A 25303-nucleotide genomic window follows, 5' to 3' on the forward strand; every position below is an offset into this window, starting at 1 on the left:
CATGGAAATTACTAACCCGATACTCACCGGCTTCAACCCGGACCCGTCCCTGTGCCGTCAGGGCGAGGACTACTACATCGCCACCTCGACCTTCGAGTGGTTCCCGGGCGTGCGCATCTACCACTCCCGCGATCTGAAAAACTGGTCGCTGGTCAGCACCCCGCTGGACCGCGTGTCGATGCTGGACATGAAGGGCAACCCGGACTCCGGCGGCATCTGGGCACCGTGCCTGAGCTACGCCGACGGGAGGTTCTGGCTGCTCTACACCGACGTGAAGATTGTCGACTCGCCGTGGAAAAACGGCCGCAATTTTCTCGTCACCGCGCCGTCCATCGAGGGGCCGTGGAGCGAGCCGATCCCGATGGGCAACGGCGGGTTCGATCCCTCCCTGTTCCACGACGACGATGGCCGCAAATACTACCTCTACCGCCCGTGGGGGCCGCGCCACCACAGCAACCCGCACAACACCATTGTGATGCAGGAGTTTGACCCGCAGACCGGCACGCTCTCGCCGGAGCGCAAAACGCTGTTTACCGGCACGCCGCTCTGCTACACCGAAGGGGCGCATCTTTATCGCCACGCGGGATGGTACTACCTGATGGTTGCCGAGGGCGGCACCAGCTACGAGCACGCCGTCGTGGTGCTGCGCGCAAAAACCATCGACGGGCCGTACGAGCTGCACCCGGACGTGACGATGATGACCAGCTGGCACCTGCCGGAGAACCCGCTGCAAAAGAGCGGCCACGGCTCGCTGCTGCAAACCCACACCGGGGAGTGGTATATGGCCTACCTCACCAGCCGCCCGCTGCGCCTGCCCGGCGTGCCGCTGCTGGCCTCCGGCGGGCGCGGCTACTGCCCGCTGGGGCGCGAGGCCGGCATCGCCCGCATTGAGTGGCGCGACGGCTGGCCTTACGTGGAAGGCGGCAGGCACGCGCAACTGACCGTGAAAGGCCCGCAGATGGCGGAGCAGCCTGCAGCCGTTCCGGGCATCTGGCGGGACGATTTCGACGCCAGTTCGCTTGACCCGGAACTGCAGACCCTGCGCATTCCGTTCGACAACACCCTCGGCTCGCTTACCGCCCGCCCGGGCTACTTACGGCTCTACGGCAACGACTCGCTCAACTCGACCTTTACCCAGTCGACCGTGGCGCGCCGCTGGCAGCATTTCACCTTCCGGGCCGAGACGCGGATGCAGTTCTCGCCGGTCCACTTCCAGCAGAGCGCGGGGCTGACCTGCTACTACAACAGCAAAAACTGGAGCTACTGCTTTGTGGACTACGAGGAGGGGCAGGGGAGAACCATCAAGGTGATCCAACTCGACCACAACGTGCCGTCATGGCCGCTGCACGAGCAGCCGATTCCGGTGCCGGAACAGGCCGAGAGCGTCTGGCTAAGGGTGGACGTGGATAAACTGGTCTACCGCTACAGCTACTCGTTCGACGGCGAGACATGGCATACCGTGCCGATCACGTATGAGGCGTGGAAGTTGTCGGACGACTACATCGGCGGGCGCGGCTTCTTTACCGGTGCGTTTGTGGGACTGCACTGCGAGGACATCAGCGGCGACGGCTGCCACGCGGACTTCGACTACTTCACCTACGAGCCGGCATAGCCCAGTGCGCGTGAGAGCGCGAGCCCGGCCTGCTGTAGCTGCTCGCGGAAATTAGCCAGCTCGGCGTCGTCCACGCGCGAGGTCAGCGTCGACAGGCTCAGGGCGGCGATGACGCGGGACTCGTGGTTCCACACCGGCACCGCCACGCAGCGCACGCCCTGCTCGTTCTCTTCGCTGTCCAGGGCATAGCCCTGCTCGCGGGTCTGCGCCAGAGCGGCCATTAATGCTTCGCGAGAGGCGAGGGTAGCGGGCGTAAAGGTGGTGTACTGATAGCCCTCCAGCAGGGTGTTCAGCTCGGCCTCGCCCAGCCAGGCAATCAACACCTTGCCGATGGCGGTGGCGTGAACCGGCAGGCGGCGGCCGATGCGCGAATAGGCTATGGCGGCCAGCTTGCCTTCAATCTTCTCGATATAGACCCCTTCACGACCGTCCAGGATCCCCAGATGGGTGGTCTGCCCGGTCCGCTGGGACAGCTCCGTCAGCCAGCCTTTCGCCTTCTGGCGAATATCGATGGAGCCCACGACGAAATGACCGCGCTCAACCAGCTTCATGCCGAGGCGATATTTGCCGTTCTCCGGGTTCTGATCGATATAGCCGTGAAGCTGGAGGGTTTTCAGCAGCGAGTGGAGGGTACTCTTGCTCAGCCCCATCAGTTTGCTGATGTCGGTGATCTTAAGCTCGGTGGCCTGCTCGTTGAACAGGTCGAGGATCTGCAACGCACGTTCAACAGACTGAATAATCGGCATAATGCTGGCATGTCCACGCTGGAATGAAGGCGAAAACGTACCTTTTTCGGGGTGAAAAATCAATGAAATGGCGCCGGTGTTCTCCCTCTCCCCGTGGGAGAGGGCCGGGGTGAGGTCATCAGGCCGCATCGTTGCCTGATTTGCCCGGCGGCGCTACGCTTGCACGGGCCTACGGGTTGTGTTTTCTCCCTCTCCCTGTGGGAGAGGGACGGGGTGAGGGCATCAGGCCGCATCGTCGCCTGATTCGCCCGGCGGCGCTGCGCTTGCACGGGCCTACGGGCTGGGTGTTCTCCCTCTCCCTGTGGGAGAGGGACGGGGTGAGGGCACCAGACCGCAGAGGAGTCAATCACTCCCCAAGCGTCGCCACCATCACCGCCTTAATCGTATGCATCCGGTTTTCCGCCTGGTCGAAGACGATACTCGCCGCCGACTCAAACACCTCGTCCGTCACTTCCATCCCGCCGTGCAGGTCGAACTCCTTCGCCATCTGCTTGCCAAGCGTGGTCTGGTCGTCATGGAACGCGGGCAGACAGTGCAGGAACTTCACGTTCGGGTTGCCGGTCAGCGCCATCATCTGCGCGTTCACCTGATACCCGCGCAGCAGCGCTATCCGCTCCGCCCACTTCTCCTTGGCTTCGCCCATCGACACCCACACGTCGGTATAGATAAAGTCCGCGCCCTTCACGCCCGCCGCCACGTCTTCCGTCAGGGTGATTTTCCCGCCGTGCTTTTCCGCTAGCGCACTGCACTCCGCCACCAGGCTCTCTTCCGGCCAGCAGGCTTTCGGGGCCACCAGGCGTAGATCCAGCCCGGTCAGCGCCGCCGCTTCCAGCATCGAGTTGCCCATGTTGTTGCGCGCGTCGCCCGCGTAGACCAGCGTCATCTCGTTAAACGCCTTGCCCGGCAGGTGCTCCTGCATGGTCAGCAGATCCGCCAGCAGCTGCGTCGGGTGGAACTCGTTGGTCAGCCCGTTCCACACCGGCACGCCCGCATACTGCGCCAGCGTCTCAACGACTTCCTGGCCGTGACCGCGATACTGAATGCCATCGTACATCCGCCCGAGCACGCGTGCGGTATCCTTAATTGACTCTTTATGCCCAATCTGGCTGCCGCTCGGCCCTAAATACGTGACTCGCGCGCCCTGGTCAAATGCGGCAACTTCGAAAGAGCAACGTGTACGGGTTGAGTCTTTTTCGAAGATGAGCGCGATGTTTTTTCCAGTAAGCTTTTGTACTTCCTTGCCATTTTTTTTATCGGCTTTGAGCTGTGCGGCAAGAGTCAGCAGAGAAGTGAACTGTGCAGGGGTAAAGTCGAGCAATTTCAGAAAGTGTTTCTTGTACAGATCAGACATTTTATCCTCGCATGGCGAACGCCACTTATTGAATTAAAATTCACTTTATATGTGTAATTATTCATTTGCAACCCCGTTTCACAAATCTTTCCAACAAAGGTGGAGGCAAACCCGTCCGTGTGTGAAAATAGAAGTATCTGCCGCACTTTAAAGAGGATTGACCCATGGCAAACCCGGAATTACTGGAAGAGCAACGCGAAGAGACGCGTCTGATTATTGAAGAACTGCTGGAAGACGGTAGCGATCCGGACGCGCTGTACACCATCGAGCACCATTTCTCTGCGGACGACTTTGAAGCGCTGGAAAAAATGGCCGTGGAAGCCTTCAAGCTGGGTTACGAAGTGACCGAGCCGGAAGAGCTGGAAGTGGAAGAGGGCGACACCGTCATCTGCTGCGATATCCTGAGCGAAGGCGCGCTGAAGGCGGAGCTGATCGACGCGCAGGTAGAACAGCTGATGAACCTGGCCGAGAAGTTTGATGTGGAATACGACGGCTGGGGAACCTACTTCGAAGATCCGAACGGTGAAGACGGCGAAGAAGGCGACGACGAAGATTACGTCGACGAAGACGACGACGGCGTGCGTCACTAAGCGTTTCAGGCGGTGGCGCGCGCCACCGCTTTTTCAAGGCAGAACCATGGATTACCCGCAGATACTCGCCCCCGTACTCAACTTCCTCCAGTGCCCGACCCCGCAAGCATGGATTGATAAAGCCCGCGACCCGGCGAACCTGCCGTTGCTGCTCACCGATCATATGGTGTGCGAGCTCAAGGCCGCCCAGACCGCGCTGTTACTCGTGCGTAAATACGTCGCCGACGAAAGCGGTGCTGACGCGCTGCTCGACTGGCTCAAACCCTACGAACTGTTCACCTTCCGCGACGGCCCGGAGCCGGACTTCATCGCCCTGCATAAGCAGATTGGCAAAAGCGTGATGCCCAAAACCGACGACCCGTGGGGCCAGGCGCTCATCGACAGCATGGTGCTGCTGATTAAAGAGGAGCTGCACCACTTCTGGCAGGTGCGCGAGGCGATGCTGGCCCGCGACATTCCGTACGTCAAAATCACCGCCAGCCGCTATGCCAAAGGGATGCTGAAGGAAGTGCGCACCCACGAACCGCTGACGCTGATCGACAAGCTCATCTGCGGCGCCTACATCGAAGCCCGCTCCTGTGAACGCTTCGCCGCGCTGGCCCCGTTCCTCGACGACGACCTGCAGAAGTTCTATCTCTCGCTGCTGCGCTCGGAAGCGCGCCATTATCAGGACTATTTGACGCTGGCTCAGCAGGTGAGCGACGACGATATCTCACCGCGCATACAGCTTTTTGGCGAAATTGAAGCCACACTTATCTCGACACCGGACCACGAGTTTCGCTTCCACAGCGGCGTGCCGGTGTAAACCGGCATAACTCAAGGATAAGGATGCGAGATGAATAAAAAGTGGACCCGTATTGTGATTATCGTCATTGCGGCTGCCTCCGTGGCGTTCTGGGTGTTTTTCGACAGGCAGCGCGCTCCGGAACGGCAGATGGATAACGCCCTCAACGAGATGCCCGCCTGGCAGGTGATTAAGGAGCAGGAGCCCGCGCTGCATCAGCGCATCCTCGACCAGATGGCCGCCCTGCAAAAAGCGGGCGAGCCGGAGCAGCAGATTATCGACACCATCCAGCCGCAGATCCTGCATCTGCAGATGTCGCGCCTGCAAAACGCCCCGGACGCCAACGTGGTGAACTACATGACCATCAACATGGAGCAGACCGCCGCCATCCAGAAGGTGAGCGATGACGCCTGCTTCCGCTTCCTCTACCCAATGGTGAAGGGCGGCATCAACCCGATGCGCATGCTGGATAAAGACCTGATGGCGCGGCGCATGCAGGCCGACGCGGACATGATGCGCGCGGCCTACGGCAAAAACCGCCACACCGTGACCCAAGCCGAGCGCGAGGCGGCTGTCGAGGACGTGCGGCCGATTATGAAGCAACTTGCCGATCAGTACGGCGAGGACATCCAGCTGCTGCAGATGCCGGAGAAGGCGGCGGGCAAAGAGAAGCTCTCCTGCGATATGGTGCAGGAGATGTGGGCCAAGGTGCTGGCGCTGCCGGAGCAGAAGGCGGCGAGGGTGATTAGGCTGGCGGTATCTGAGCTGGACTGACGGTAGCGCTGGTTTTTTGGGCACTTAACGTGGGTTTCGCGCGTCGTCGCTTGCATGGCGGCGCGCGACAGGTATAATCCACAACGTTTCCGCATCCCCTTCAGTGCCGAAGTGGCGAAATCGGTAGACGCAGTTGATTCAAAATCAACCGTAGAAATACGTGCCGGTTCGAGTCCGGCCTTCGGCACCATTAGTACTTCCAAGACCATCCGAGAAAGTCCAATTATCCCTTTAAAATCAATGCTTGTAGCGATTTTTACGTCCTGAGTCGTCCGAGGTTGTCCGTTGAAATCCGGATGTCATTGGGGGCATAATTGGGGGCATCTTAACTTCGATTAGAAATGTGCCCCCAAATGAAGCTCAACGCCAGACAGGTCGAGACCGCAAAGCCAAAAGACAAAACCTACAAAATGGCCGATGGCGGCGGTTTGTATCTCGAGGTTTCGGCCAAGGGTTCTAAATACTGGCGCATGAAATACCGACGCCCCTCTGACAAAAAAGAGGATCGCCTTGCTTTTGGTGTTTGGCCAACAGTGACGCTTGCTCAGGCAAGAGCAAAGCGCGATGAAGCTAAAAAGCTGTTAGTGCAGGGCATTGACCCAAAGGCTGAACAGAAAGAAGCTCAGGCCGAGAATTCTGGGGCATATACTTTCGAAACTATTGCTCGTGAATGGCATGCAAGTAACAAGCGCTGGAGTGAAGACCATCGATCGCGCGTTCTTCGCTATCTTGAGCTTTATATTTTCCCTCATATCGGTTTGTCCGACATTCGCCAGCTCAAAACCAGTCAGCTGTTAGCCCCGATTAAAAAAGTTGATGCCAGTGGTAAGCATGATGTTGCTCAACGCCTGCAACAGCGCGTCACGGCCATTATGCGTTATGCCGTACAGAACGATTACATCGACTCTAATCCAGCCAGTGATATGGCCGGTGCTTTATCGACAACCAAAGCGCGACATTATCCCGCTTTACCCTCTAGCCGGTTCCCTGAGTTTCTTGCTCGTCTTGCTGCATATCGTGGCCGTGTAATGACTCGGATTGCGGTCGAGCTTTCGTTACTAACTTTTGTGCGTTCCAGCGAGTTACGTTTCGCGCGTTGGGATGAGTTTGATTTTGAAAAATCTTTGTGGCGCGTTCCTGCAAAACGTGAAGAAATTAAAGGTGTGCGCTACTCGTATCGGGGCATGAAGATGAAAGAGGAGCACATCGTTCCGCTTAGTCGACAGGCGTTGATTTTGTTAGGGCAGCTAAAACAGATTAGTGGTGATAAAGAGTTACTTTTTCCGGGTGATCATGATGCAACAAAGGTTATGAGTGAAAACACGGTAAACAGTGCTTTGCGTGCGATGGGGTATGACACGAAAACTGAGGTTTGCGGGCATGGATTTAGAACAATGGCACGCGGTGCTTTAGGTGAGTCTGGATTATGGAGCGATGATGCAATAGAACGTCAGTTGAGCCACACAGAGCGTAATAATGTGCGCGCGGCTTATATTCATACATCTGAGCATTTGGACGAACGTCGTTTGATGGTTCAGTGGTGGGCTGATTATTTGGACTCAAACAAAAAAGAAGGGATTGCCCCGTATGATTTTGCTAAGCGATTGAAATACTAAAATAGGCTATCTAGCCAACTCGCGTAAAGTAGCTGGCTAGATAAATATAGTGTTAGGAACTCGTATCAAGTGTTAAAAGAGCATGCATCCTTTTAACTATCATAATGATATTTAAAATTAGATGTACGCAGACATATATAATCATTGGGCATAAAATATGCGTTAACATATTAATTTTTAAGGTTATATTTGCTTTATCGATGAAGTATTCGTGAGTTGCACCATAGAAATAACCAGATGAATCAACCGAGAATAGTGATACTATAAAACATAATACAACCAAAAATACCCCGCATAATATTGAGTAACAAATGTTAAAATAAAGCTCAGTTAGCAGTGATTTTTTTGATTCATAAAAAGTATCGATGTCTTTTCTTTGTCTTATCTTTGATTCTTGATCATAGACTAAAACTAGAACACTAAGTAACAGCGCTGTTAATATAGCGCTAAAATTCACTAGTAGCGATATTAAATCTTTCGTTATGCCACTTCCAAAAAATGAAAATGAAGCAGCAATGATAAACGGGAGAATAATAAAAGTGAATATATCCCACATACTGATTTTTTTCGTATCAGCATCCCGTAAAGTTCGAAAATGCCCTATAAGTACTTCGCATATATTTATTTTTGAACTCATTACGCTCTCCTTATAGCAACTCCGCGATATAGTAACTGAATATATTCAATGATAATAGAGTCAACTAATTTATTTAATGATCTAATCTCTGGCATTCCATCATTAAATACAACTTGCTCTTCATCGAATATAATTTCACAAACGGCACCTTTGGCTGTAGTTCCAATTCGGAAAGTCCTTTTTCTACCATCGCCTAATTCTACAACTGTTTTAACGGTTTCTCCATATTCTTTAAGTATTTCTACTAATTGATATTGCTCGGAGTCTCTAGAGAAATAGTCCCTGAGCCTTCCAAGGCCTGAGTTTCTAGGTGGTTTTATTACAAGCTCTTGTTCATTATGACCTAGTTTTCGGGCTTGTTCTGCAACATCCTTTACACCTTGAAATTTTGTTACTTTAATCTCTTTGGCAATGGCGTCCATCCATTTTTCGATCGCTTTATCATATGCTAGAGGATTCATTTGAATTACAAGGTTAGTAACTCTTTTGAAATATTCAGAAAATAAATTCATGAAAAGGGTTTTGATTCCATCCCCTCTGTATGTATGCAAAAAAGCCATGCCTTCATTTACATCTCTGGGAATATAAAAATGTATATAGTATCTAATTATTTCAGCATTGTTCTTTGTTTTTTCAAAATCAACATTGCCGGTGTCAATGTTAATTATGTCAGTTTTTGTTCCATAATATCCTGACTCAAACCAACCGTAAATTTCGCGGTTGTTATCGTCACGAATAACTTCATTGAAACGAAAAACCTGTTTGGTTTGTTCAGAAATAATATATCCATCATTATATTGCTCAATGAAACTATATAATATATCCAATAAATCATGTTCTTTAATGTTACTAAGGGCAGAGTAACGCTGTTCTTTCGCTGCGTGAGGGTTATAGCAGCGAAAAAGATACGGTGCTAAAGCATGCATTTTAATCTCCTTTTTTTTCGTAAGACTAACAAGTTGTCTTAAAGAGATCAATAAATGATCAGGTTGTGATATTATTCTTAGTCTTTTAATATAATTGATATAAATCAAAGACTTATGTTTAATCCCTCTGTTTCCGTGAAAGCTTTAATACTGTTATTAGTAGGGCGCTGATAAATAGTGACTACCATTCGATTTGACTGTCTAAATTTGATAGATACATAAAATCTTAGCGCGCAATGCTCTCCCCGCCCCGCCTGCCCGCTTAAGGGGGCGCATTTAATGCAGGTGCATGACCTGCCTCAGGGCGCGCCAGTGCTGGCGCTGGCGGGGGTTCCAGTATCGGTAAAACGCATGCAAAACCATGCACCTTATGCATGCATGGCTTTTTTAGGGGAAAAAGGCGGGATTTTCGGGAATTTTTGAAAGGACTACTGCGCGGCCAGCTCTACGCGTCGGCGGGTGTAATTCAGGTTCTGTGCAGGCGTGAATTTTTCACGATTATCATCGCGCGAAGCCGCGTCAGGTCTGAATCCTATGGCCGTTAAAATGTCATTATCCTGCGCCGAATAATTAATTTTTTCACCGGCGGCCAGCCAGACCTGTAGCGCCTCACGCAGATAGTCGAGTGAGTGCTGCATGGCACAGCGCTGAACGGCGGAGTGTTGCCCGGAATAATTCATCAGCTCCGGGGCAAGGGCGGCGGCCAGCTCCGCGCCGTGCACCTGCATAAAATCATTTAATCGGTCGCGGATGCTGATGCGCTGCACCTCCTCATGCGAGCGGATGTAGCGACCGGCAGCCTGATTAATTTCCCACTTTTTCACGTCGATAATCTCACTCAGCGTTTGCAGGCTCCGGCCGCTACCGGCAAGCTGTTCGCGGTATGCCTGTTCGGCCTGCGTCAGTTCATCCCTGCGTTGCAGCCAGGCGGATTTGTTTGCCTGACAGGCCTCAAAGGCTTTCTGTAGCGTCAGTGTGGTCACGTATGTTTCTCCTGATGACTGGCCGTGCTTACGCACCGGCACGGTTAACGGTGGCCGCCGGTGCGGGTGCAGGGATGACCGGCTCTGTTGCCGGTGAACGAATAACCCCGTCGATGGATTCAAGCGTGCGGAACGTGGCCGAGCACTCGATGTTCATGCACTGGTGATAGCGCTGTTTTACGTTATCGGACAGATACCGACTGGTGCGGGAATGCGCGCTGGTTTTGCAGAACGGACAGTGAAACATGCTTACCCCTCCGCTTCTGTCTCGCCATTTTCAGCCAGCTTTCTGGCAAGCATCATTCTCTTCGCAGGGCTGCGTAACAGCTCCGTATCAACGTCAGTAATCTGCGGCCGGTGCATGCCCGTCACGGACAACACCGGCTCCTGCGTCATATCGAAGTGATACAGGCTGCCCTGACGGCTCAGCGCATCGCGCAGCTCGCCAGTGGCCACGGACTGCGGGGCGCTTTCTCCCTTCATTTCGAGGGCACGAATGCGCAGCAGGAAAGCGCGGATGAGGGTGACAGGAACCGCATTGACAGCCTGAGCCCATTCCGCACCGGCGTAAGCGGTAAAGGCATCTTCATGCGCTGAAAGGTATTTATTGCCGGTGGAGCAGGCATTCAGCATGGCGCGTGTCCGGTCAGTCTCCAGCTCCGCAATCAGGCCGGTAAACTCGTCGGCCAGCTCGCGACTGGCGATACGCCTGCTGTGCTCAGCTTTCATTTCAGGCGTGAGACTGCCGCGCAGGGTGCGAAAGCGGCTGCGCCAGTCCTGCTCCGCTTCTGCACTCTCACTGAGGGCGGTCTGCCGCTCCTGCTTACAGCGTACAATGGACGTATCAATCTCTTTCAGTACCTGCATGCTGGCCGCGTGCGTGTCTCTGGCAGCAGTGAATGTGCTCAGCTTGTCGGTGATGTGCTGGCTGTTCTCTGCGGACTGCTTGGCGGCAACATCTTGCAGGGCGGTGATGAGTGTTTCGGGTTTCATGTTCAGGCTCTCCATTTATTCAACATGAAATGATTCTGCCCTTCATCACACAACATCTCGATTCATTGCAGTTGTGGCAGTTCTGGCACAAACAGCACTTAAAATCCTGCTTGCCAGAGAAAGGTCTCAGCAAAACCTTACTCATCGTTTGTTTTTTTACTTATAACTGTTCACCACTGTTCACCTTAAATAAAAATATAAGTAATACAGTAAGATAAAGGGTGAACAGTTGAGGGTCTGACTGTTCACCGTCTGTTCACCACTGTTCACCCATCTTCTGAACTCTCCTGGAGGTGTATATAATTTTTATTAATAAAAAATAATCTATTAACCACTTTTTGTTATGTATGGATGTGCCAGAATGTGCCAAAGGATACCCACGATATACCAGAACATTGTCAGAGATTGTCGCTGTATAAAAAACAGTCTGTTGTGTGGTGAAGTACTGCAAAATGACTTGTTGCCCTGAGGGAAAATATTCACAAAATAGAGAGCTACCCGAGGCCGGACGGACACGACCGGCACTGTATGGACATTATGAGGTAGCCCGATGCAAACCGCTTTTTCTTCCCCGTCTTCTGCCCCTGCCGCGCCACTGATGCCGGTTTCTGATGCCGTTCAGGAGCGCTTTATCCGCCTGCCCGAAGTGATGCATCTGTGTGGCCTGTCCCGGTCGACGATTTACGACCTCATCAGCCGGGAGGCTTTCCCGAAACAAATCAGTCTGGGCGGTAAAAACGTGGCGTGGGCGCAGTCTGAAATCACGGCATGGATGGCAGATCGCATTGCCGAACGTAACCGGGACTATGACGCATGATGATGACCGTTCAGCAAACAGCCCCTTTTTCTGGCTTGCTTCTTTTCCCCGTTTCCAGGTATAGTTTTCCCGCTGCCGCAAAATCGGCAGCCGGGATTGGCGTCCCGTTTACAACATTGGCGACACCAGACGCGCCTTGCGTCTTTTTTTGTGTCTATGCCTTAGCGCAACCATTTTTGATCCAAAGATTTAAAAATCTTTGGCTCCATCGAGTAATGGTGGCTCAGGCGGGGGCTTCTCACGAAGCGCCGGTTTCCAATGTTGCCGGTTACGCCAACCCCGTTTGGGCTACCACCAGTGAAATTGGCGTTTCCGGTGGCAGCAGTCACATGCAAACATTGGAGGCTGCCATCATGGCTACTATCCTCGCCCCGTCACACCCGCAGTTTGTCTTTGTATTTGCCGCCGTTCGTCGCGCAGACCGTCAGCCCCGTATCTGTATGCTCCGCGCCGTCGCCGGGGATGAACACGCCGCACGCCTTTCCCTCGTCCGCGATTACGTCCTCTCGTTTGCAGGGCGTCTGCCGGTGGCGGAGGTGCGCGCATGAAACAGCCCGCCATCACCGTCAAAGACCTCGAATGCCTGGAGCACCTGCGTAACGTCGGCCAGTTCGTCGGCGAGCTGATGCAGGTGCAGGACTGTACTTCCCTGCGTCGTGACCCGACTCAGCAGTTACAGCTCACCTCCGTGATTTACCTGATGACCGCCCAGCTCGACGGCGTGGTCGAGCGCTGCAACCACCGCTGGTTCACCGGGGAGGGCAACGTATGAAAACGCCTCTGCCGCCTGTATTGCGTGCTGCCCTGTATCGCCGCGCCGTGGCCTGTGCCTGGCTGACCCTGTGCGAACGTCAGCACCGCTATCCCCACCTCACCCTCGACGCGCTGGAAAGTGCCATCGCCGCCGAGCTGGAGGGCTTCTATCTGCGCCAGCACGGCGAGGAAAAAGGCCGTCTGATTGCCTGTGCATTACTGGAAGATTTGATGGAGGCCGGGCCGCTGAAAGCCGCCCCGTCGCTGTCCTTCCTCGGGCTCGCCGTGATGGATGAGCTCTGCGCCCGCCATCTGACATCGCCTGTACTGCACTGAGGGAGAAAACCATGAAAATGAACGTAACGGACACCGTAAAACAGGCGTGCGGCCACTGGCCGCGCATTCTTCCGGCGCTGGGAATGAAAGTGATAAAAAACCGCCATCAGGCCTGTCCGGTGTGCGGGGGCGCTGACCGGTTCCGCTTTGACGATAAAGAGGGGCGCGGCACATGGTTCTGTAACCAGTGCGGTGCCGGTGATGGCCTGAAACTGGTTGAGAAGGTGTTCGGCATATCGGCATCCGAGGCCGCCGGGAAGGTGAACGCCGTCACCGGGAATCTGCCGCCGGTAGCCCCGGAGGTGGTGGCAGCCGCAGAGGCCGGAACAGAGGCCGACCGCAAAGCAGCGGCCGCGCTGGCCGTCAGACTGCTGGAGAAAACCCGCCCGGCCACCGGCAACGCTTACCTGACCCGCAAGGGCTTTGCCGGTCGTGAGTGTCTGACGCTGACCGCGTCTCACAAAACCGGCGGCGTGGCTTACCGTGCCGGTGATGTGGTGGTGCCGCTGTATGACGAAACCGGCGCGCTGGTTAACCTCCAGCTTATTAATGCTGAGGGGCTCAAGCGCACCCTGAAGGGCGGGCAGGTCAAAGGGGCATGCCATCTTATCGACGGGCAGAAACAGGCCGGGAAACGCCTGTGGATAGCGGAGGGCTATGCGACTGCCCTTACCGTGCATCACCTGACCGGGGAAACCGTCATGGTGGCGCTGTCGTCCGTGAACCTTCTTTCTCTGGCGAGCCTGGCCCGTCAGAAACACCCGGCCTGTCAGATTATCCTCGCCGCTGACCGTGACCTGAACGGCACCGGCCAGAACAAAGCCACCGCAGCCGCTCAGGCCTGTGAGGGCATTGTCGCCCTGCCGCCGGTATTTGGTGACTGGAATGATGCGATGATGCTGAAAGGGGAAGACGCCACGCGGAAAGCCATTTATGCCGCCATCCGGCCAGCGGCACAAAGCCCGTTTGACACCATGAGCGAGGCGGAATTTACCGCCATGGGCCCCAGCGACAAGGCCTGGCGGGTGCATGAGCATTACGGCGAAGCGCTGGCCGTGGACGCCAACGGCCAGCTCCTGTCCCGCTATGAAAACGGCATCTGGAAAAATATCCCGGCCGCCACTTTTTCACGGAGTGTGGCTGATTTATTCCAGCGCGTACGCGCCCCGTTCTCGTCGGGGAGAATCACCTCTGTGGTGGAGACGCTGAAGCTGATTATTCCGCAGCAGGAGGCACCGGCGCGCCGTCTGATTGGTTTTCGCAACGGCGTACTCGATACCCAAAGTGGGATATTCAGCCCGCACAGCAAATCGCACTGGCTGCGCACCCTGTGCGATGTGGATTTCACCCCGCCGGTAGAAGGGGAAACGCTGGAAACCCATGCGCCTAACTTCTGGCGCTGGCTCGACCGGGCGGCCAGTGGCAACCCGACAAAACGTAACGTGATCCTGGCCGCGCTGTTTATGGTGCTGGCGAACCGCTACGACTGGCAGCTCTTTCTCGAAGTGACCGGCCCCGGCGGCAGCGGGAAAAGTATTCTCGCCGAAATCGCCACGATGCTGGCCGGAGAGGATAACGCCACATCAGCCGATATCGACACGCTGGAAGACCCCCGTAAGCGTGCCTCCCTGATTGGCTTCTCGCTCATTCGTCTGCCAGACCAGGAGAAATGGAGCGGGGACGGTGCCGGGCTCAAGGCCATCACCGGCGGCGATGCGGTGTCGGTCGACCCGAAATACCAGAACCCGTACTCGACGCATATTCCGGCGGTGATTCTGGCGGTCAACAATAATCCGATGCGCTTCACCGACCGCAGCGGCGGCGTGTCACGTCGCCGGGTGATTATCCACTTCCCGGAGCAGATAGCCCCGGAGGAGCGCGACCCGCAGCTCAGGGATAAAATCGCCCGCGAGCTGGCCGTGATTGTGCGCCAGTTGATGCAGCAGTTCAGCGACCCGATGAGCGCCCGCGCCCTGCTCCAGTCACAGCAGAACTCCGATGAGGCACTGAGCATCAAGCGCGATGCTGACCCGACGTTTGATTTTTGCGGCTATCTGGAGGCGCTGCCGCAGACCAACGGGATGTTTATGGGGAATGCCAGTATCATCCCGCGTAATTACCGTAAATATCTCTATCACGCGTATCTGGCCTATATGGAGGCCAACGGCTACAGGAATGTGCTCAGCCTGAAAATGTTCGGGCTGGGGCTGCCCATGATGCTGAAAGAGTACGGGATGAATTATGAGAAGCGGCACACAAAGCAAGGTATGCAGACCAACCTGTCGCTGAAAGAAGAAAGCTACGTCGACTGGCTGCCGAAGTGCGACGAACCCACCGCGACTTAACCTGTCTCAGACCGGCAACCGCCGGTCTTTTTGTATCTGCCCCTCCCTCAAGGGTGAACAATCCACTGTTCACCCTTCACCGTATATTCACCCTGTATCACTATGAAAGTATTAATAAAAAACCAAAGGTGAACAGTGTGAACAGTTAAACCCAAAAAAACTTTTTACCCCCCCTCATCACCATCGTATTGCGGTGATGGTCGCCGGAAACTGGCCAGAAACGCGCTGAGGTGAAGAGTTGACTGTTCACTCTTCACCAACCGTTCACCATCTATCACTATGATATTAAAAAGAAAAACAAGGAGGTGAACAGTGTGAACAGTTAAATGCAAAAAAACTTTTTTTGCGTATGATGTTGCTATGCAACTTCATGAGAAGATTTAAGCAGTGGACAAGACCAGAGATTTCATTCTAGAAGGACTCTCCCGCTTTGACTTGGCTGATTTGCCTGGTCGACCTTATGACTGCGCTTTTGACCTCTTGGCTGCAACGCCATCGAGAAAAAGGCTGATTATGATGGGCTTTAATGGCTCGTTAGCTGATTCATGCATGACTAACCGCCAGTCTATTCTGCAAGATTATGAACATCCTTTTATTTCAGGTATTCAAGAAGGGATACAAGGAAAATGGGGGATCACTCATCTTGCTAAAAGACTCCAGCAAATACCTTCTTGCCTCGGTTATAGCTGGGAAGATGTTATTTATACCAACGCATTAATGATGTGTTCTCAGAATGCTGCAACCCTGAAAAAAGAAGCAGCTCGTCACGAGATGACAATGAATGAAATCGAAGCAAACTCAATGGCATTTTTTGAGCATGTAACAGCCCATTTGAGCGAACCAGATTTGATCGTTGCATATAGCAACAGTCTCCAGTCACTCTCAGCCGCGAGTTTGTTGCTAAAGCACTTTGGCGATGCAACTACTCTCAAATTTTCTCAGCCGAAAGGCTACCACACTACTTTCGCATTTATGGCCAATCTTAACAGTAGAAATATTCCGGTTATCTGCGTGCGACACATGTCACGATTTAAACCTGAAGAGAGTTATATCAGGGCGGCTGTCAAATTAATGGGTTGTTAAGTTTTGTTCTGGTAAGGATCCGCATGACGGAACCTAACCGGTAAGAATAACTATCCATAAAAGGTATATGCTTCAACTCGTTATCCATACAATGGCAACAAAACGGCTGGGGGCACAAAAAGGGGCATATTTTTGAGTTAGCAATATTAAATTCTTTTGTATCAATTAGTTATATTGTGTTTTGAGTCCGGCCTTCGCACCATCGGAACATCAATAGACGTCAACGGACGTCTTTTTTTGTGCCTGAAATCCAGTATTTACACATCATTCCCGCTATATTAACTCTCTCAAGGTCAACCGACTTCAACGTACATCTACCAACAGATGTTGGTACAGATGATGTTATTTCCGGTTCGATAATGCTTGTACCACAGGGAGGGAACAGCATGGCAAGCTCATAGTGGTCTGTCTGAACAAGGTTGATATGCTGCGCTCGAATGATAAAGAAGAGATGGTTGGGGCGTCAAAACATGCCTGCAGAACCCTTATGTGACTGAAACGGCGTTTGTTCCTGATTTGCGTTTGTCACAGGGCAGTTCTATTGACGCATAGGTCATGTTTGAATGAGTGTTGAATCAGTTAGAGATGCCGGATAAAGAGACCGCACACCAGAAAACCGAGAAGAAAAACTGATTTCTACTCGGCTTTTTGACCCACTAAATCTTTAGAACTTCTCATTGACGTGGTTTTTCTCGGCTGTGGTGGCGGTGGTGAGTCTTGCAAATTTGTTCCAGAGGTGTTGAAGTTGCAAAGTACAGCTATTCGGTGAATGTAGGATGAAGATGCTGGTAAATAAATGAAATTGACAGAGAAAAACATGCAAAATCTTTTCCAACAACTTATTGAACTGCTTTCTTGTGATGACCGTTTGGTGTCTGAAGGTAAGTTGACGAAGAATAAAGTGGTCGAGTTGGCACTCAGTCTTGATCCACTATTGCTGAAACAGCTTCTTAAAAGTGAGTCATTGAAGAAACATTTTTTTTGCGAAGTCGACGGAGTCCTGATTTTTGACAAAATCAAATTTCAAAAATTTGTGAGTAACAAAACGTTCTTGCCTGATAGCTTTACGGCATTCAAGAACAAGATTGGTCTTTTGGCTGACGATGAATACTTAATTGACACCAATGATGTCGTACTTGCTTGGCCTTACAAAGATTGTGTTTTAGAAGGTTCTCAAGACAATGAAGATGCAAAAAGAAAAGAAATTTTCTGGAATGAGGTGTTGGCACCAGATCAAATAGACAGGCTTCTCGCCCCTAAAGCGTTGACTTCATTTAAACACTTTGGCGGTGGGAAACATAAGGGGGTTGTTGACTTTGGTTGTGAAGAAAACTTGATCATCAAGGGGAATAACTTGCTGGCTCTTCATTCGTTGAAACAGAAATACTCTGAAAAAGTAAACCTGATCTACATTGACCCACCATACAACACTGGTAATGATAGTTTTAGGTATAACGATAGTTTTAGCCATTCAACATGGTTGACTTTCATGAAGAACCGGTTAGAAGCTGCAAAACAGATGTTGCACCCTAATGGTTCCATTTGGATAACCATTGATGAAATCGAATGCCACTATCTAAAAGTTATTTGTGATCAAATTTTCGGAAGAGATTGTTTCGTGACATCGCTGGCATGGCGATCTGCTGACTCTTCAAATAATGATGCTAAACGGTTCTCTGTTGACCACAACACCATTCTTGTCTATTCAAAGAAACCAGGCTGGTTGACTTATCGTCTGGAGAGAACGGATGAAGACAATGGACACTATTCTAACCCAGACAATGATCCAAAGGGACCATGGTTTTCTGGAAATGTGTCTTCACCAAACCCGCGTGAAAACTTGAAGTATGACATTATCACTCCAAAAGGAAACAAAATCCCCCCGCCAAACAATGGTTGGCGATGGTCAAAAGAGAAGGTAGAGGAATTCATCAGAACAGGTGAAATCATCTTCCCTGATGAAACACGGATTCTCAAAAAAACTTATCTGGTCAACCAGAAAGGTAAAGCACCATCTAGCATTTGGGATGACTATGAAGTCACTGGTCACAATCGTCAGGCTAAGTATGAGTTGAAAAAACTATTCCCAGACATGGCCACTGCTGATCTGTTCAAAACACCAAAGCCTGAAAGATTGCTCAAGCGAGTGCTTGAAATCGGATCGCAAGAAGGTGATTTGGTCATGGACTTCTTCATGGGAGCTGGAACAACTTGTGCAGTAGCTATGAAAATGAACCGGAAATTCATTGGCATTGAGCAAATGGACTATATAGATGATGTTTCTATTGCTCGCCTTGTCAAAGTGATTGAAGGTGAGCAAGGCGGCATTTCAAAAGATGTTAAATGGGATGGTGGTGGTGAGTTCGTCTATTGCGAACTTGCTCAAGCCAATCAGATCTTTGTTGATGCCATTCACTCTGCCAAATCACCTGAAGAGCTTCTGACTATCTGGAGCACGATGCAAGACAAGGCATTTTTGTCTTATCGTGTAAATCCAAAGGCATTTGACGAATCTAAGAATGATTTTGTTGAATTGAGCTTTGCCGATCAGAAGAAATTCTTGATTGAGACTTTGGATAAGAACATGTTGTATGTTCCATTATCCGAAATTGATGATGCTACCTATGAAATTTCTGATGCCGATAAGGCAATGAACAAGAAGTTTTTTGCTTAAGGATTTGGAATGACCGATGTGAAAACACTGTCCCAAGTCCTTATTGAAGAACTTGGGAAAAGATCGATTGAAGGAACGAAGCTACCAGATTCCATTACTGGTAACTTGAATCCTGCTTTCCCTATGCGCCCCTATCAGGAACGAGCCTTTAAGTTTTTCAAGAACTACTGGGAAGAGGCTTTTGATGGCAAGCCTCGTCAGAATCACCAACTGCTCTTCCACATGGCAACAGGCAGTGGCAAAACCTTGATGATGGCTGGTTTGATTTCCTATCTCTATGAAAAGGGGTACAGGAATTTTCTGTTCTTCGTGAATAACAGCAACATCATTGAGAAGACCAGAGACAACTTCCTGAACTCTGTGTCCAAGAAATATCTGTTCGCTGAAACTATTAGTTTTGGCGACAAGCGGGTTGCCATACGTGAAGTTGAAAACTTCCAGAGTGTCAATCCCGATGACATAAACATTGTTTTCTCTACTATTCAAGGTCTGCACATGGCTTTGAATACACCCAAGGAAAATAGTCTTACCTATGATGACTTTGAAGACCAGAAAATCGTTCTGATTTCTGATGAGGCCCATCACATCAATGCTGACACCAAGAAGGGTAAAGAAGTTGACCAAGAAGAGCTTTTTGGAATTGTGTCTTGGGAAGGCACTGTCGAAAAAATCTTCCGTGCAAACACTGCTAACTTGCTTCTTGAATTCACTGCTACCGTTGATTTCAGTGATGACAATCTGAAGGCAAAGTATCTGCCAAAACTCCTGTTTGACTATCCTCTAAAGGAATTCAGAAAAGATGGATATTCCAAGGAAGTAAAGGTCTTGCAGGCTGACTTGCCAATCATTGATCGAGCATTGCAGGCCGTGCTTCTGAGCCAGTATCGGCGCAAAATCTTTGAGAAGAACAGGTTGCACATCAAGCCTGTCATTATGTTCAAGTCCAAAACTATTAAAGACAGCCAAGCATTCTTTGAAGACTTTGTTTTATGCATCAAAACTCTAAATGCAGAGACACTGCAAGCTATTAAAAATCGTAGCAGTGATGAAACGATTTTGAAGGTGTTTGCCTATCTGGAAAAGAACAATATCTCGTTGGAGAACCTGATCATTGAGTTGAAGGAAGATTTCTCTGAAGAGAAGCTTATTTCAGTTAATAGCAAAGAAGATTCTGTGGCAAAGCAGTTAGCAGTGAACTCATTAGAAACGAACGAATATCGTTCTGTCTTTGCAGTAGATAAGCTTAATGAGGGGTGGGATGTTCTTAACCTCTTTGACATAGTTCGTCTTTATGACACTCGCGATAGCAAGGGTGGGAAGATCGGAAAGACAACGATGAGCGAAGCACAGTTGATTGGTCGTGGTGCTCGTTACTGCCCTTTCCAGACTGCAGATGATGAACCGTTGTATCGCCGAAAGTTTGATTCTGATCTCGACCATGAAATGCGAATCTGTGAAGAGCTCTACTATCACAGTGCGTACAACCCAAAGTACATCCAAGAGCTAAATACCGCATTGCAAGAAATCGGTATGAAGGCAAAGGAAACCAAGGAAAGACAGATTCACTTGAAGGATTCCTTCAAGCAAACTGCTCTCTTCAAGGCTGGCCATGTCTTCTTAAATGACCGTGTGAAGTATTTGCGCGAAGATATCAACGGCCTAGAAAGTAGCATCATCAACAGGACACACCATGTGTCGTTGAGGACTGGTTATACTAGGAGTATTGTTGCCTTTGAAGCTCAAGATAACGATCGTGGTGCTAACAAAGAAAGCAAGGACTACTTGCTGAAGGATTTTGGGACTGCCGTTGTTAGGAAGGCTCTTCAGCGGATCGAGTTTTATGAGTTCTCCAGCCTAAAAAAATATCTGCCTAACCTGAGGTCGGTGACTGAATTCATCACATCAGATAGCTACCTTGGCAGGATAAAAATTGAGGTTACTGGGCTACCCGAACAGGTAGCAAACCTATCTCCGGATGAGAAGCTTGATGCTGCGATCCAGGTGCTCAGTGAAATCAGTGGTGTGATTGCCTCTGACAAGATTGAGTTCAAGGGTAGCAAGGAGTTCACACCGCGGATGATAAAGGAAGTATTCACTGACAAGACCTTGAACTTCATGATTGATGGTGGCGAAGATCAAGAGTTCGGCAAGTCCATGAACAATGTTACCGAAACGGCCTACCACTTGGATTTGACGACAAGGGCATGGTTTGTCTTTGATGATTGCTTTGGGACTTCTGAAGAAAAACTTCTGATTCAATACATTGATAAGAAGTACAAGGAGCTGTCCAAGGTTTATTCAGAAGCTTATCTGATTCGGAATGAAAAGCATTTCAAGATTTATGCCTTTGAAGATGGTCGTCCATTTGAACCGGACTTCATCCTGTATCTGATAGGTAAGGAAAAAACAAATACTATGCACTATCAGGTATTTGTTGAACCCAAGGGTACACATCTGCTGAAGGCTGATGAGTGGAAGGAAAAGTTCTTGGTGAGCATCAAGGAGCACTTCGAAATTGAGCAGTTATTCTCAAACAAGAAGTATGTTGTATGGGGGCTACCGTTCTACAATAGTAGAGAAAGAATGACTGAATTTGAAAAAGAATTTGAAACACTTATGGCATAAAGAAAAGCACCTTCGGGTGCTTTTTTGTATACGAAGCTGAAGATGCAGACAAATTCATGTTAAAGCGTTTCTTCATGCTGATGCCCTCATGTGGCTAAAAAAGACATAAATAACATCACGGTGTATTAATCAACGGGAGCAGGTCGCCCTTATAACCTTGGTTGCGAGATCTCCGTGACTGACTGAATCATCCTACTTCATCTATATTTAAATATTAACAATATAAAAATTTGCGTTTCAGTCCTATGAATAAAACATACCTACCATAGGTATGTTTTATTAGTCGGGCTGGGATTTATACTAACCATAGTTCTTTTAGCTGTAGCTTCATTTTTTCATGTCGGTCTTTAAGCTCTTCAATCCCCCAACATTCCGATTTACATACATCTTTTGTTAAATCAAATGAACTCTTACTATTTAATTTCTCATAAATGGTTTTTTTCTTAATAAAGTCATAGTGTTGCGCTTCTGAGTTTTTACTTCCGCTGATTAGGGTTAAATTGCCAATTTTATGTAACCAGTAAATATGTTCTTGTGGATTGAATCTCTGTATCCAATATTCATTAACTAAAGCCTGAGGTAATATATGCTCGATAGTAATTCGTCCAGTGTATGTTTTAATAACGCTTTCGTCTTGTTGCTCCATATCCAAGCGAAGAAGAATTGCTTTTATTAAATTCACTTGGTTAGGTCTGGGTTCATATAAGTCATCGTCGAGTGCCAAGGAAAATCCGACATTATCGGCATGTTGATTAATCTGATTGATTATTGAAGGGAAAGACATGTCATTATTTACAGCAACAAGTGTCGAATAGCAGACCATTTCTCTTTGGCTCTTAATTTGTTTTTTCAACCAGCCATGCATATAGACCTTTTCGAAACTAGTTATAAATTGTGAGAAATCCTCCATAGTAAAGTTGTCGGAACGAGCCATTCGATTCATGAATGCCATTATAGGTGGAATCCACTCGTCTACGCCAAGATTACTAAGTGATGCTATCTTTCTCCTTATTGAAGGATGTTCGAAATCATTTTCTAATATTTTTGTGTAATTTTTTGCAGAGTTCACTAACATTAAAGACATCGCAATAGCATCGCCAGCAAATTGCTCCTGTAAGTTTTCAATGAAAGATTCGAATCCTTTTTGCAAAACTCTGTCGCGATCTTTTTTCTCAGAAAGTTTATGGAGGGTAAGAAATTTATCAAGTTTTCTTACACCGACCATATCTTCAATTTGAGACCAGGCCGACTCGATTTGCTCTGATTTTTTATTATGTGCTGATGCTGATTCAAAAAGTGCATTTTTTAATAAGTCAGCATTGCTTAAAGGTAAGCCACGACTATTTAAAACGTTAAATAATCTAAATGAAGAAACAATATCATCAGTTTGAACAAATACAATATATACATTTTGGAGTATATATTTTGCTAACAATTTAAGATCATTAACAGATAACTGAGTTAAATAATTTCTTATGACTTCAGAGTTACTGATGAAAACTAAATCGGTGTCTGAAGGTTTTTCTGGTTTATAATCTTTTAAATCTTGCAGAATGTAATATTTATAAAGCTCGTACTCTTTTTTCCTTACGATTAATCTTGGCTCTTCAGTTTCCTCTGAGTAAACGTCAATTGGCAAGACCCTTTTCTGCAGATCATCCTTGATACCTTGTAATGGGATTATCTTTTTTAATTCAGAGACAATGATACTTAATGTTGTCAAACGTTGTTGACCATCAACAACCTCGAAATTATTTTGTCCTTTACTAATACAAATCATACTTCCTATGAAATATTCGCTTTCATCTGATTGGGAGCTTTTATAAATATCATCAATGAGTTGCTCCGCATTATCAACGCTCCAGCTATATGGGCGTTGATAGGATGGTATAATAAATCTTTTATTCTCTGTAAGGATATCTTGAACTTTACACTCTTTAGCTTCCATTTTTTCATCCAATCTGAATAATGATGATCATATTATCATGCTAATATATTTGAAAGGCAACTATATATACACTCATGTCATCGCGGTCACCTAAAAGCCATGACCAGCAAAAAATTGTGACATAATGCAAACAATTTATGGCTATTTTTTGCTCAAAACCAATAAATTTTTCAGCTCAGGCTGGTTTGTACAAAAAACATCTGCATTACTATTGCGATGTATAGAGAATGGGCGATGAGCAGAAAATATGATGGTAAGCAAGGAAAGTATGAAAAAATGGAACATTCAGTGTCTTCAGGCTCAGGGTGGCACTGCTTGGCCAAGAAAAGTTTCTAGGTATGTTGAGATGACTAAGATGATCAACTCAGGGATTCAGACAATGTGCTGTTTTACTTAGCAATATGACATATGTAAGGCCGCTCAACAATTGAGAAACGAAGGTACTCTGAATCCAGTTAACAGGCGTATGGATTTGCATTCGGGACTAGCGTAATAGTAGTAAATTTAACGCTACTGGTCGTTTTAACTCACAGTTGACTTTTTAAGGTAGGATTATATCAATGTAAAAAACTATCCTGCGCGCATAAATCTTGTTTTATAGCCATATGGATGTTGTAAGGGATGAATTGTTATCCACCTTTTACGGTTTGTTTTGAATTGAATTTGACTTGCGAATATTAGTACTGATTTAGGTATGTATAGTTAGTAAGACTGTATTAATGTTTGTTTATTGTTGATAAATTCGCGTCCGGGCTTCGCATTCACTTCCTAAACACCTCCTTCCTATGCCATTCAACAAACCCCTCCCTTGGATAAATCCCTTTAACCATCGGCAACGCAATCTGCTTCCCAGCAAAATCCCAGAACAACCGCCCAACAATCCCATTCCCATTCACCGCCTCGGACACGAGCAAACGCATATTCTCATCCAGCCCAATAGATCCTTTATCAAACGCCTTATGATGAATCGCACACAACGCCAGTCCGTTCGGGATCTCACACGGTCCGCCAAACTGCTTCCACTTGATATGCGCGGCTTCAAGTCCAACAGAGGCGTTATCATGCCGCATGTTGAATCCACAGATTGCGCACTCATAGTTATACGCACGCAGCACCTGCTGACGGAAAAACGGATCGCGAACCTTACGGATCTGCTGAATATCAAAGCCCATCTCATCCGCGAGCTCTTCCTGAATACTTTCTGGAAAGTGTGCTTCAAGGATCTGCTGCGCCAGCGAGCCGATCAGGTTTCTATTCTTACTCAGCAACGCAAAGTGTTCTTCATCAAACCCGCCTGCGACGTTATGTTCCACAAGTTCTTTAACAGGCGGTTGCTTACTGCCAGTGGTCGAACAGAACTCAGTATTCTGAAGATCCCAAAATCCGTCCCTCTTGAGCCGCCAGAAGGGCATATTTGGGTAATGTGCCTTCCGCTGTGGGCCAAAGCGTTCTAACAGGCAAAGCAGCTGCTCGTGGACCTCGGTTCCGTAATCAAACAGTCGCGCATGCCCTTGCTGATAGTTCGCCAGCACGTACAGAAGCAATAAAGGCTTATGCGGCGCACGCTGTTCGCCTTTGCGCCAGATGGTGATGTCGGCAATTGCCTGTTCGAGAGTTTTGCTGGAAGCCATCGCGTTACGGAAGAAGGTAAATAATTGCGATGATGCTCGCAAAACCCAGACCAATCAACCCACAATCAACAAAAACATG

General features: G+C 49.2%; 23 protein-coding genes and 1 tRNA gene. 14 read left to right on the plus strand and 10 right to left on the minus strand.

The annotated features are described in order from the left end of the window. Nucleotide 1 precedes the first annotated feature (1 nt). The gene (locus ACOTX2_RS16860) at nt 2–1612 is read left to right on the plus strand and encodes a glycoside hydrolase family 43 protein (protein WP_063843841.1); all 1611 of its coding nucleotides are present in this window, start codon (nt 2–4) and stop codon (nt 1610–1612) included. Here the strand turns inward: ACOTX2_RS16860 and xynR are convergent. The 3 genes from xynR to argL all read right to left on the minus strand — a co-directional run bounded on the left by xynR (nt 1597) and on the right by argL (nt 3774). After that, nucleotides 1597–2358, minus strand: a complete 762-nt coding sequence (gene xynR, locus ACOTX2_RS16865) for a DNA-binding transcriptional repressor XynR (RefSeq protein WP_038415186.1) — start codon at nt 2356–2358, stop codon at nt 1597–1599. The genes ACOTX2_RS16860 and xynR overlap by 16 nt on opposite strands. 346 nt (nt 2359–2704) lie before the next feature. After that, nucleotides 2705–3709 carry an ornithine carbamoyltransferase gene (gene argF, locus ACOTX2_RS16870; RefSeq protein ID WP_023299201.1) on the minus strand — a complete coding sequence of 335 codons (1005 nt, stop codon included), beginning with the start codon at nt 3707–3709 and terminating at the stop codon, nt 2705–2707. Continuing rightward, entirely contained in the window at nt 3679–3774 is a 96-nt protein-coding gene (gene argL, locus ACOTX2_RS16875; protein WP_213083700.1) for a putative translational regulatory protein ArgL, read from the minus strand. Before argL ends, argF begins: the two co-directional genes overlap by 31 nt. A 99-nt stretch (nt 3775–3873) precedes the next feature. On the opposite strand from argL, the gene rraB reads away from it, so the two are divergent. The 5 genes from rraB to ACOTX2_RS16900 all read left to right on the plus strand — a co-directional run bounded on the left by rraB (nt 3874) and on the right by ACOTX2_RS16900 (nt 7473). Beyond that, on the plus strand, nt 3874–4299 hold the full coding sequence (gene rraB, locus ACOTX2_RS16880; RefSeq protein ID WP_032625251.1) for a ribonuclease E inhibitor RraB: 426 nt from the start codon (nt 3874–3876) through the stop codon (nt 4297–4299). 46 nt (nt 4300–4345) lie between these two features. Beyond that, nucleotides 4346–5104, plus strand: a complete 759-nt coding sequence (miaE, locus tag ACOTX2_RS16885; RefSeq protein WP_063148075.1) for a tRNA isopentenyl-2-thiomethyl-A-37 hydroxylase MiaE — start codon at nt 4346–4348, stop codon at nt 5102–5104. Between the two features lie 30 nt (nt 5105–5134). After that, nucleotides 5135–5857: a hypothetical protein gene (locus tag ACOTX2_RS16890; protein ID WP_063148076.1), complete on the plus strand. Its 723-nt coding sequence runs from the start codon at nt 5135–5137 to the stop codon at nt 5855–5857. Nucleotides 5858–5962: 105 nt separating this feature from the next. Further along, nucleotides 5963–6047 (plus strand) — tRNA-Leu (locus ACOTX2_RS16895). A gap of 163 nt (nt 6048–6210) precedes the next feature. Beyond that, nucleotides 6211–7473, plus strand: a complete 1263-nt coding sequence (locus ACOTX2_RS16900; RefSeq protein ID WP_045894211.1) for a tyrosine-type recombinase/integrase — start codon at nt 6211–6213, stop codon at nt 7471–7473. A 52-nt stretch (nt 7474–7525) separates the two neighbouring features. Here the strand turns inward: ACOTX2_RS16900 and ACOTX2_RS16905 are convergent, their stop codons facing one another. The 5 genes from ACOTX2_RS16905 to ACOTX2_RS16925 form a co-directional block, all read right to left on the minus strand. Then, complete coding sequence (locus tag ACOTX2_RS16905) at nt 7526–8110, minus strand: hypothetical protein (RefSeq protein WP_045894212.1); 585 nt, start codon at nt 8108–8110, stop codon at nt 7526–7528. Further along, nucleotides 8110–9036 (minus strand): hypothetical protein, encoded by a 927-nt coding sequence (locus ACOTX2_RS16910; RefSeq protein WP_045894213.1) that lies wholly within the window; start codon nt 9034–9036, stop codon nt 8110–8112. The genes ACOTX2_RS16905 and ACOTX2_RS16910 overlap by 1 nt, the downstream gene beginning before the upstream one ends. 428 nt (nt 9037–9464) lie before the next feature. Then, nucleotides 9465–10019, minus strand: a complete 555-nt coding sequence (locus ACOTX2_RS16915; RefSeq protein ID WP_063216456.1) for a phage polarity suppression protein — start codon at nt 10017–10019, stop codon at nt 9465–9467. A gap of 28 nt (nt 10020–10047) precedes the next feature. Continuing rightward, a complete protein-coding gene (locus ACOTX2_RS16920) occupies nt 10048–10266 on the minus strand; it encodes an ogr/Delta-like zinc finger family protein (RefSeq protein ID WP_032634242.1) in 219 nt (72 codons plus the stop codon). 2 nt (nt 10267–10268) lie between these two features. After that, nucleotides 10269–11012 (minus strand): hypothetical protein, encoded by a 744-nt coding sequence (locus ACOTX2_RS16925; RefSeq protein WP_063929335.1) that lies wholly within the window; start codon nt 11010–11012, stop codon nt 10269–10271. 550 nt (nt 11013–11562) lie between these two features. Between ACOTX2_RS16925 and ACOTX2_RS16930 the strand changes: the two genes are divergently transcribed. From ACOTX2_RS16930 to ACOTX2_RS16965, 8 genes are all read left to right on the plus strand, one after another. Beyond that, on the plus strand, nt 11563–11829 hold the full coding sequence (locus tag ACOTX2_RS16930; protein ID WP_017692850.1) for a helix-turn-helix transcriptional regulator: 267 nt from the start codon (nt 11563–11565) through the stop codon (nt 11827–11829). After that, nucleotides 11826–12377 carry a host cell division inhibitor Icd-like protein gene (locus tag ACOTX2_RS16935; RefSeq protein ID WP_045894218.1) on the plus strand — a complete coding sequence of 184 codons (552 nt, stop codon included), beginning with the start codon at nt 11826–11828 and terminating at the stop codon, nt 12375–12377. The genes ACOTX2_RS16930 and ACOTX2_RS16935 overlap by 4 nt, the downstream gene beginning before the upstream one ends. After that, nucleotides 12374–12601: a hypothetical protein gene (locus ACOTX2_RS16940; RefSeq protein WP_004098168.1), complete on the plus strand. Its 228-nt coding sequence runs from the start codon at nt 12374–12376 to the stop codon at nt 12599–12601. The genes ACOTX2_RS16935 and ACOTX2_RS16940 overlap by 4 nt, the downstream gene beginning before the upstream one ends. Next, entirely contained in the window at nt 12598–12918 is a 321-nt protein-coding gene (locus ACOTX2_RS16945) for a DUF5375 domain-containing protein (RefSeq protein ID WP_014837515.1), read from the plus strand. The genes ACOTX2_RS16940 and ACOTX2_RS16945 overlap by 4 nt, the downstream gene beginning before the upstream one ends. An 11-nt stretch (nt 12919–12929) precedes the next feature. Next, nucleotides 12930–15263, plus strand: coding sequence for a primase-helicase zinc-binding domain-containing protein (locus tag ACOTX2_RS16950; RefSeq protein WP_063929336.1), 2334 nt, complete (start codon nt 12930–12932; stop codon nt 15261–15263). 387 nt (nt 15264–15650) lie between these two features. Then, nucleotides 15651–16346 carry a hypothetical protein gene (locus ACOTX2_RS16955; protein WP_004177607.1) on the plus strand — a complete coding sequence of 232 codons (696 nt, stop codon included), beginning with the start codon at nt 15651–15653 and terminating at the stop codon, nt 16344–16346. 796 nt (nt 16347–17142) lie between these two features. Then, on the plus strand, nt 17143–19020 hold the full coding sequence (locus tag ACOTX2_RS16960; protein ID WP_063148077.1) for a DNA methyltransferase: 1878 nt from the start codon (nt 17143–17145) through the stop codon (nt 19018–19020). 9 nt (nt 19021–19029) lie between these two features. Beyond that, a complete protein-coding gene (locus ACOTX2_RS16965) occupies nt 19030–21645 on the plus strand; it encodes a DEAD/DEAH box helicase family protein (protein WP_421625948.1) in 2616 nt (871 codons plus the stop codon). A 295-nt stretch (nt 21646–21940) separates the two neighbouring features. Here the strand turns inward: ACOTX2_RS16965 and ACOTX2_RS16970 are convergent, their stop codons facing one another. Together ACOTX2_RS16970 and ACOTX2_RS16975 are read right to left on the minus strand one after the other, a co-directional pair. Next, complete coding sequence (locus ACOTX2_RS16970) at nt 21941–23593, minus strand: DUF262 domain-containing protein (protein WP_074136375.1); 1653 nt, start codon at nt 23591–23593, stop codon at nt 21941–21943. A 761-nt stretch (nt 23594–24354) separates the two neighbouring features. Next, complete coding sequence (locus ACOTX2_RS16975) at nt 24355–25224, minus strand: phosphorothioated DNA-binding restriction endonuclease (RefSeq protein WP_063148079.1); 870 nt, start codon at nt 25222–25224, stop codon at nt 24355–24357. Nucleotides 25225–25303: the final 79 nt, after the last annotated feature.

This window comes from Enterobacter cloacae complex sp. IR5412 (genome assembly GCF_049237385.1).
GTDB lineage: Bacteria > Pseudomonadota > Gammaproteobacteria > Enterobacterales > Enterobacteriaceae > Enterobacter > Enterobacter intestinihominis.

Bases quoted from the DNA above. Each gene is read 5' to 3' on its own strand.
- argF (WP_023299201.1), bottom strand. From the start codon at position 3,709: ATGTCTGATCTGTACAAGAAACACTTTCTGAAATTGCTCGACTTTACC.
- ACOTX2_RS16930 (WP_017692850.1), top strand. From the start codon at position 11,563: ATGCAAACCGCTTTTTCTTCCCCGTCTTCTGCCCCTGCCGCGCCACTG.
- ACOTX2_RS16910 (WP_045894213.1), bottom strand. From the start codon at position 9,036: ATGCATGCTTTAGCACCGTATCTTTTTCGCTGCTATAACCCTCACGCA.
- ACOTX2_RS16925 (WP_063929335.1), bottom strand. From the start codon at position 11,012: ATGAAACCCGAAACACTCATCACCGCCCTGCAAGATGTTGCCGCCAAG.
- ACOTX2_RS16975 (WP_063148079.1), bottom strand. From the start codon at position 25,224: ATGGCTTCCAGCAAAACTCTCGAACAGGCAATTGCCGACATCACCATC.
- xynR (WP_038415186.1), bottom strand. From the start codon at position 2,358: ATGCCGATTATTCAGTCTGTTGAACGTGCGTTGCAGATCCTCGACCTG.
- miaE (WP_063148075.1), top strand. From the start codon at position 4,346: ATGGATTACCCGCAGATACTCGCCCCCGTACTCAACTTCCTCCAGTGC.
- ACOTX2_RS16960 (WP_063148077.1), top strand. From the start codon at position 17,143: ATGAAATTGACAGAGAAAAACATGCAAAATCTTTTCCAACAACTTATT.
- ACOTX2_RS16965 (WP_421625948.1), top strand. From the start codon at position 19,030: ATGACCGATGTGAAAACACTGTCCCAAGTCCTTATTGAAGAACTTGGG.
- argL (WP_213083700.1), bottom strand. From the start codon at position 3,774: ATGAATAATTACACATATAAAGTGAATTTTAATTCAATAAGTGGCGTT.
- ACOTX2_RS16945 (WP_014837515.1), top strand. From the start codon at position 12,598: ATGAAAACGCCTCTGCCGCCTGTATTGCGTGCTGCCCTGTATCGCCGC.
- rraB (WP_032625251.1), top strand. From the start codon at position 3,874: ATGGCAAACCCGGAATTACTGGAAGAGCAACGCGAAGAGACGCGTCTG.
- ACOTX2_RS16905 (WP_045894212.1), bottom strand. From the start codon at position 8,110: ATGAGTTCAAAAATAAATATATGCGAAGTACTTATAGGGCATTTTCGA.
- ACOTX2_RS16935 (WP_045894218.1), top strand. From the start codon at position 11,826: ATGATGATGACCGTTCAGCAAACAGCCCCTTTTTCTGGCTTGCTTCTT.
- ACOTX2_RS16900 (WP_045894211.1), top strand. From the start codon at position 6,211: ATGAAGCTCAACGCCAGACAGGTCGAGACCGCAAAGCCAAAAGACAAA.
- ACOTX2_RS16890 (WP_063148076.1), top strand. From the start codon at position 5,135: ATGAATAAAAAGTGGACCCGTATTGTGATTATCGTCATTGCGGCTGCC.
- ACOTX2_RS16950 (WP_063929336.1), top strand. From the start codon at position 12,930: ATGAAAATGAACGTAACGGACACCGTAAAACAGGCGTGCGGCCACTGG.
- ACOTX2_RS16860 (WP_063843841.1), top strand. From the start codon at position 2: ATGGAAATTACTAACCCGATACTCACCGGCTTCAACCCGGACCCGTCC.
- ACOTX2_RS16940 (WP_004098168.1), top strand. From the start codon at position 12,374: ATGAAACAGCCCGCCATCACCGTCAAAGACCTCGAATGCCTGGAGCAC.
- ACOTX2_RS16970 (WP_074136375.1), bottom strand. From the start codon at position 23,593: ATGGAAGCTAAAGAGTGTAAAGTTCAAGATATCCTTACAGAGAATAAA.
- ACOTX2_RS16920 (WP_032634242.1), bottom strand. From the start codon at position 10,266: ATGTTTCACTGTCCGTTCTGCAAAACCAGCGCGCATTCCCGCACCAGT.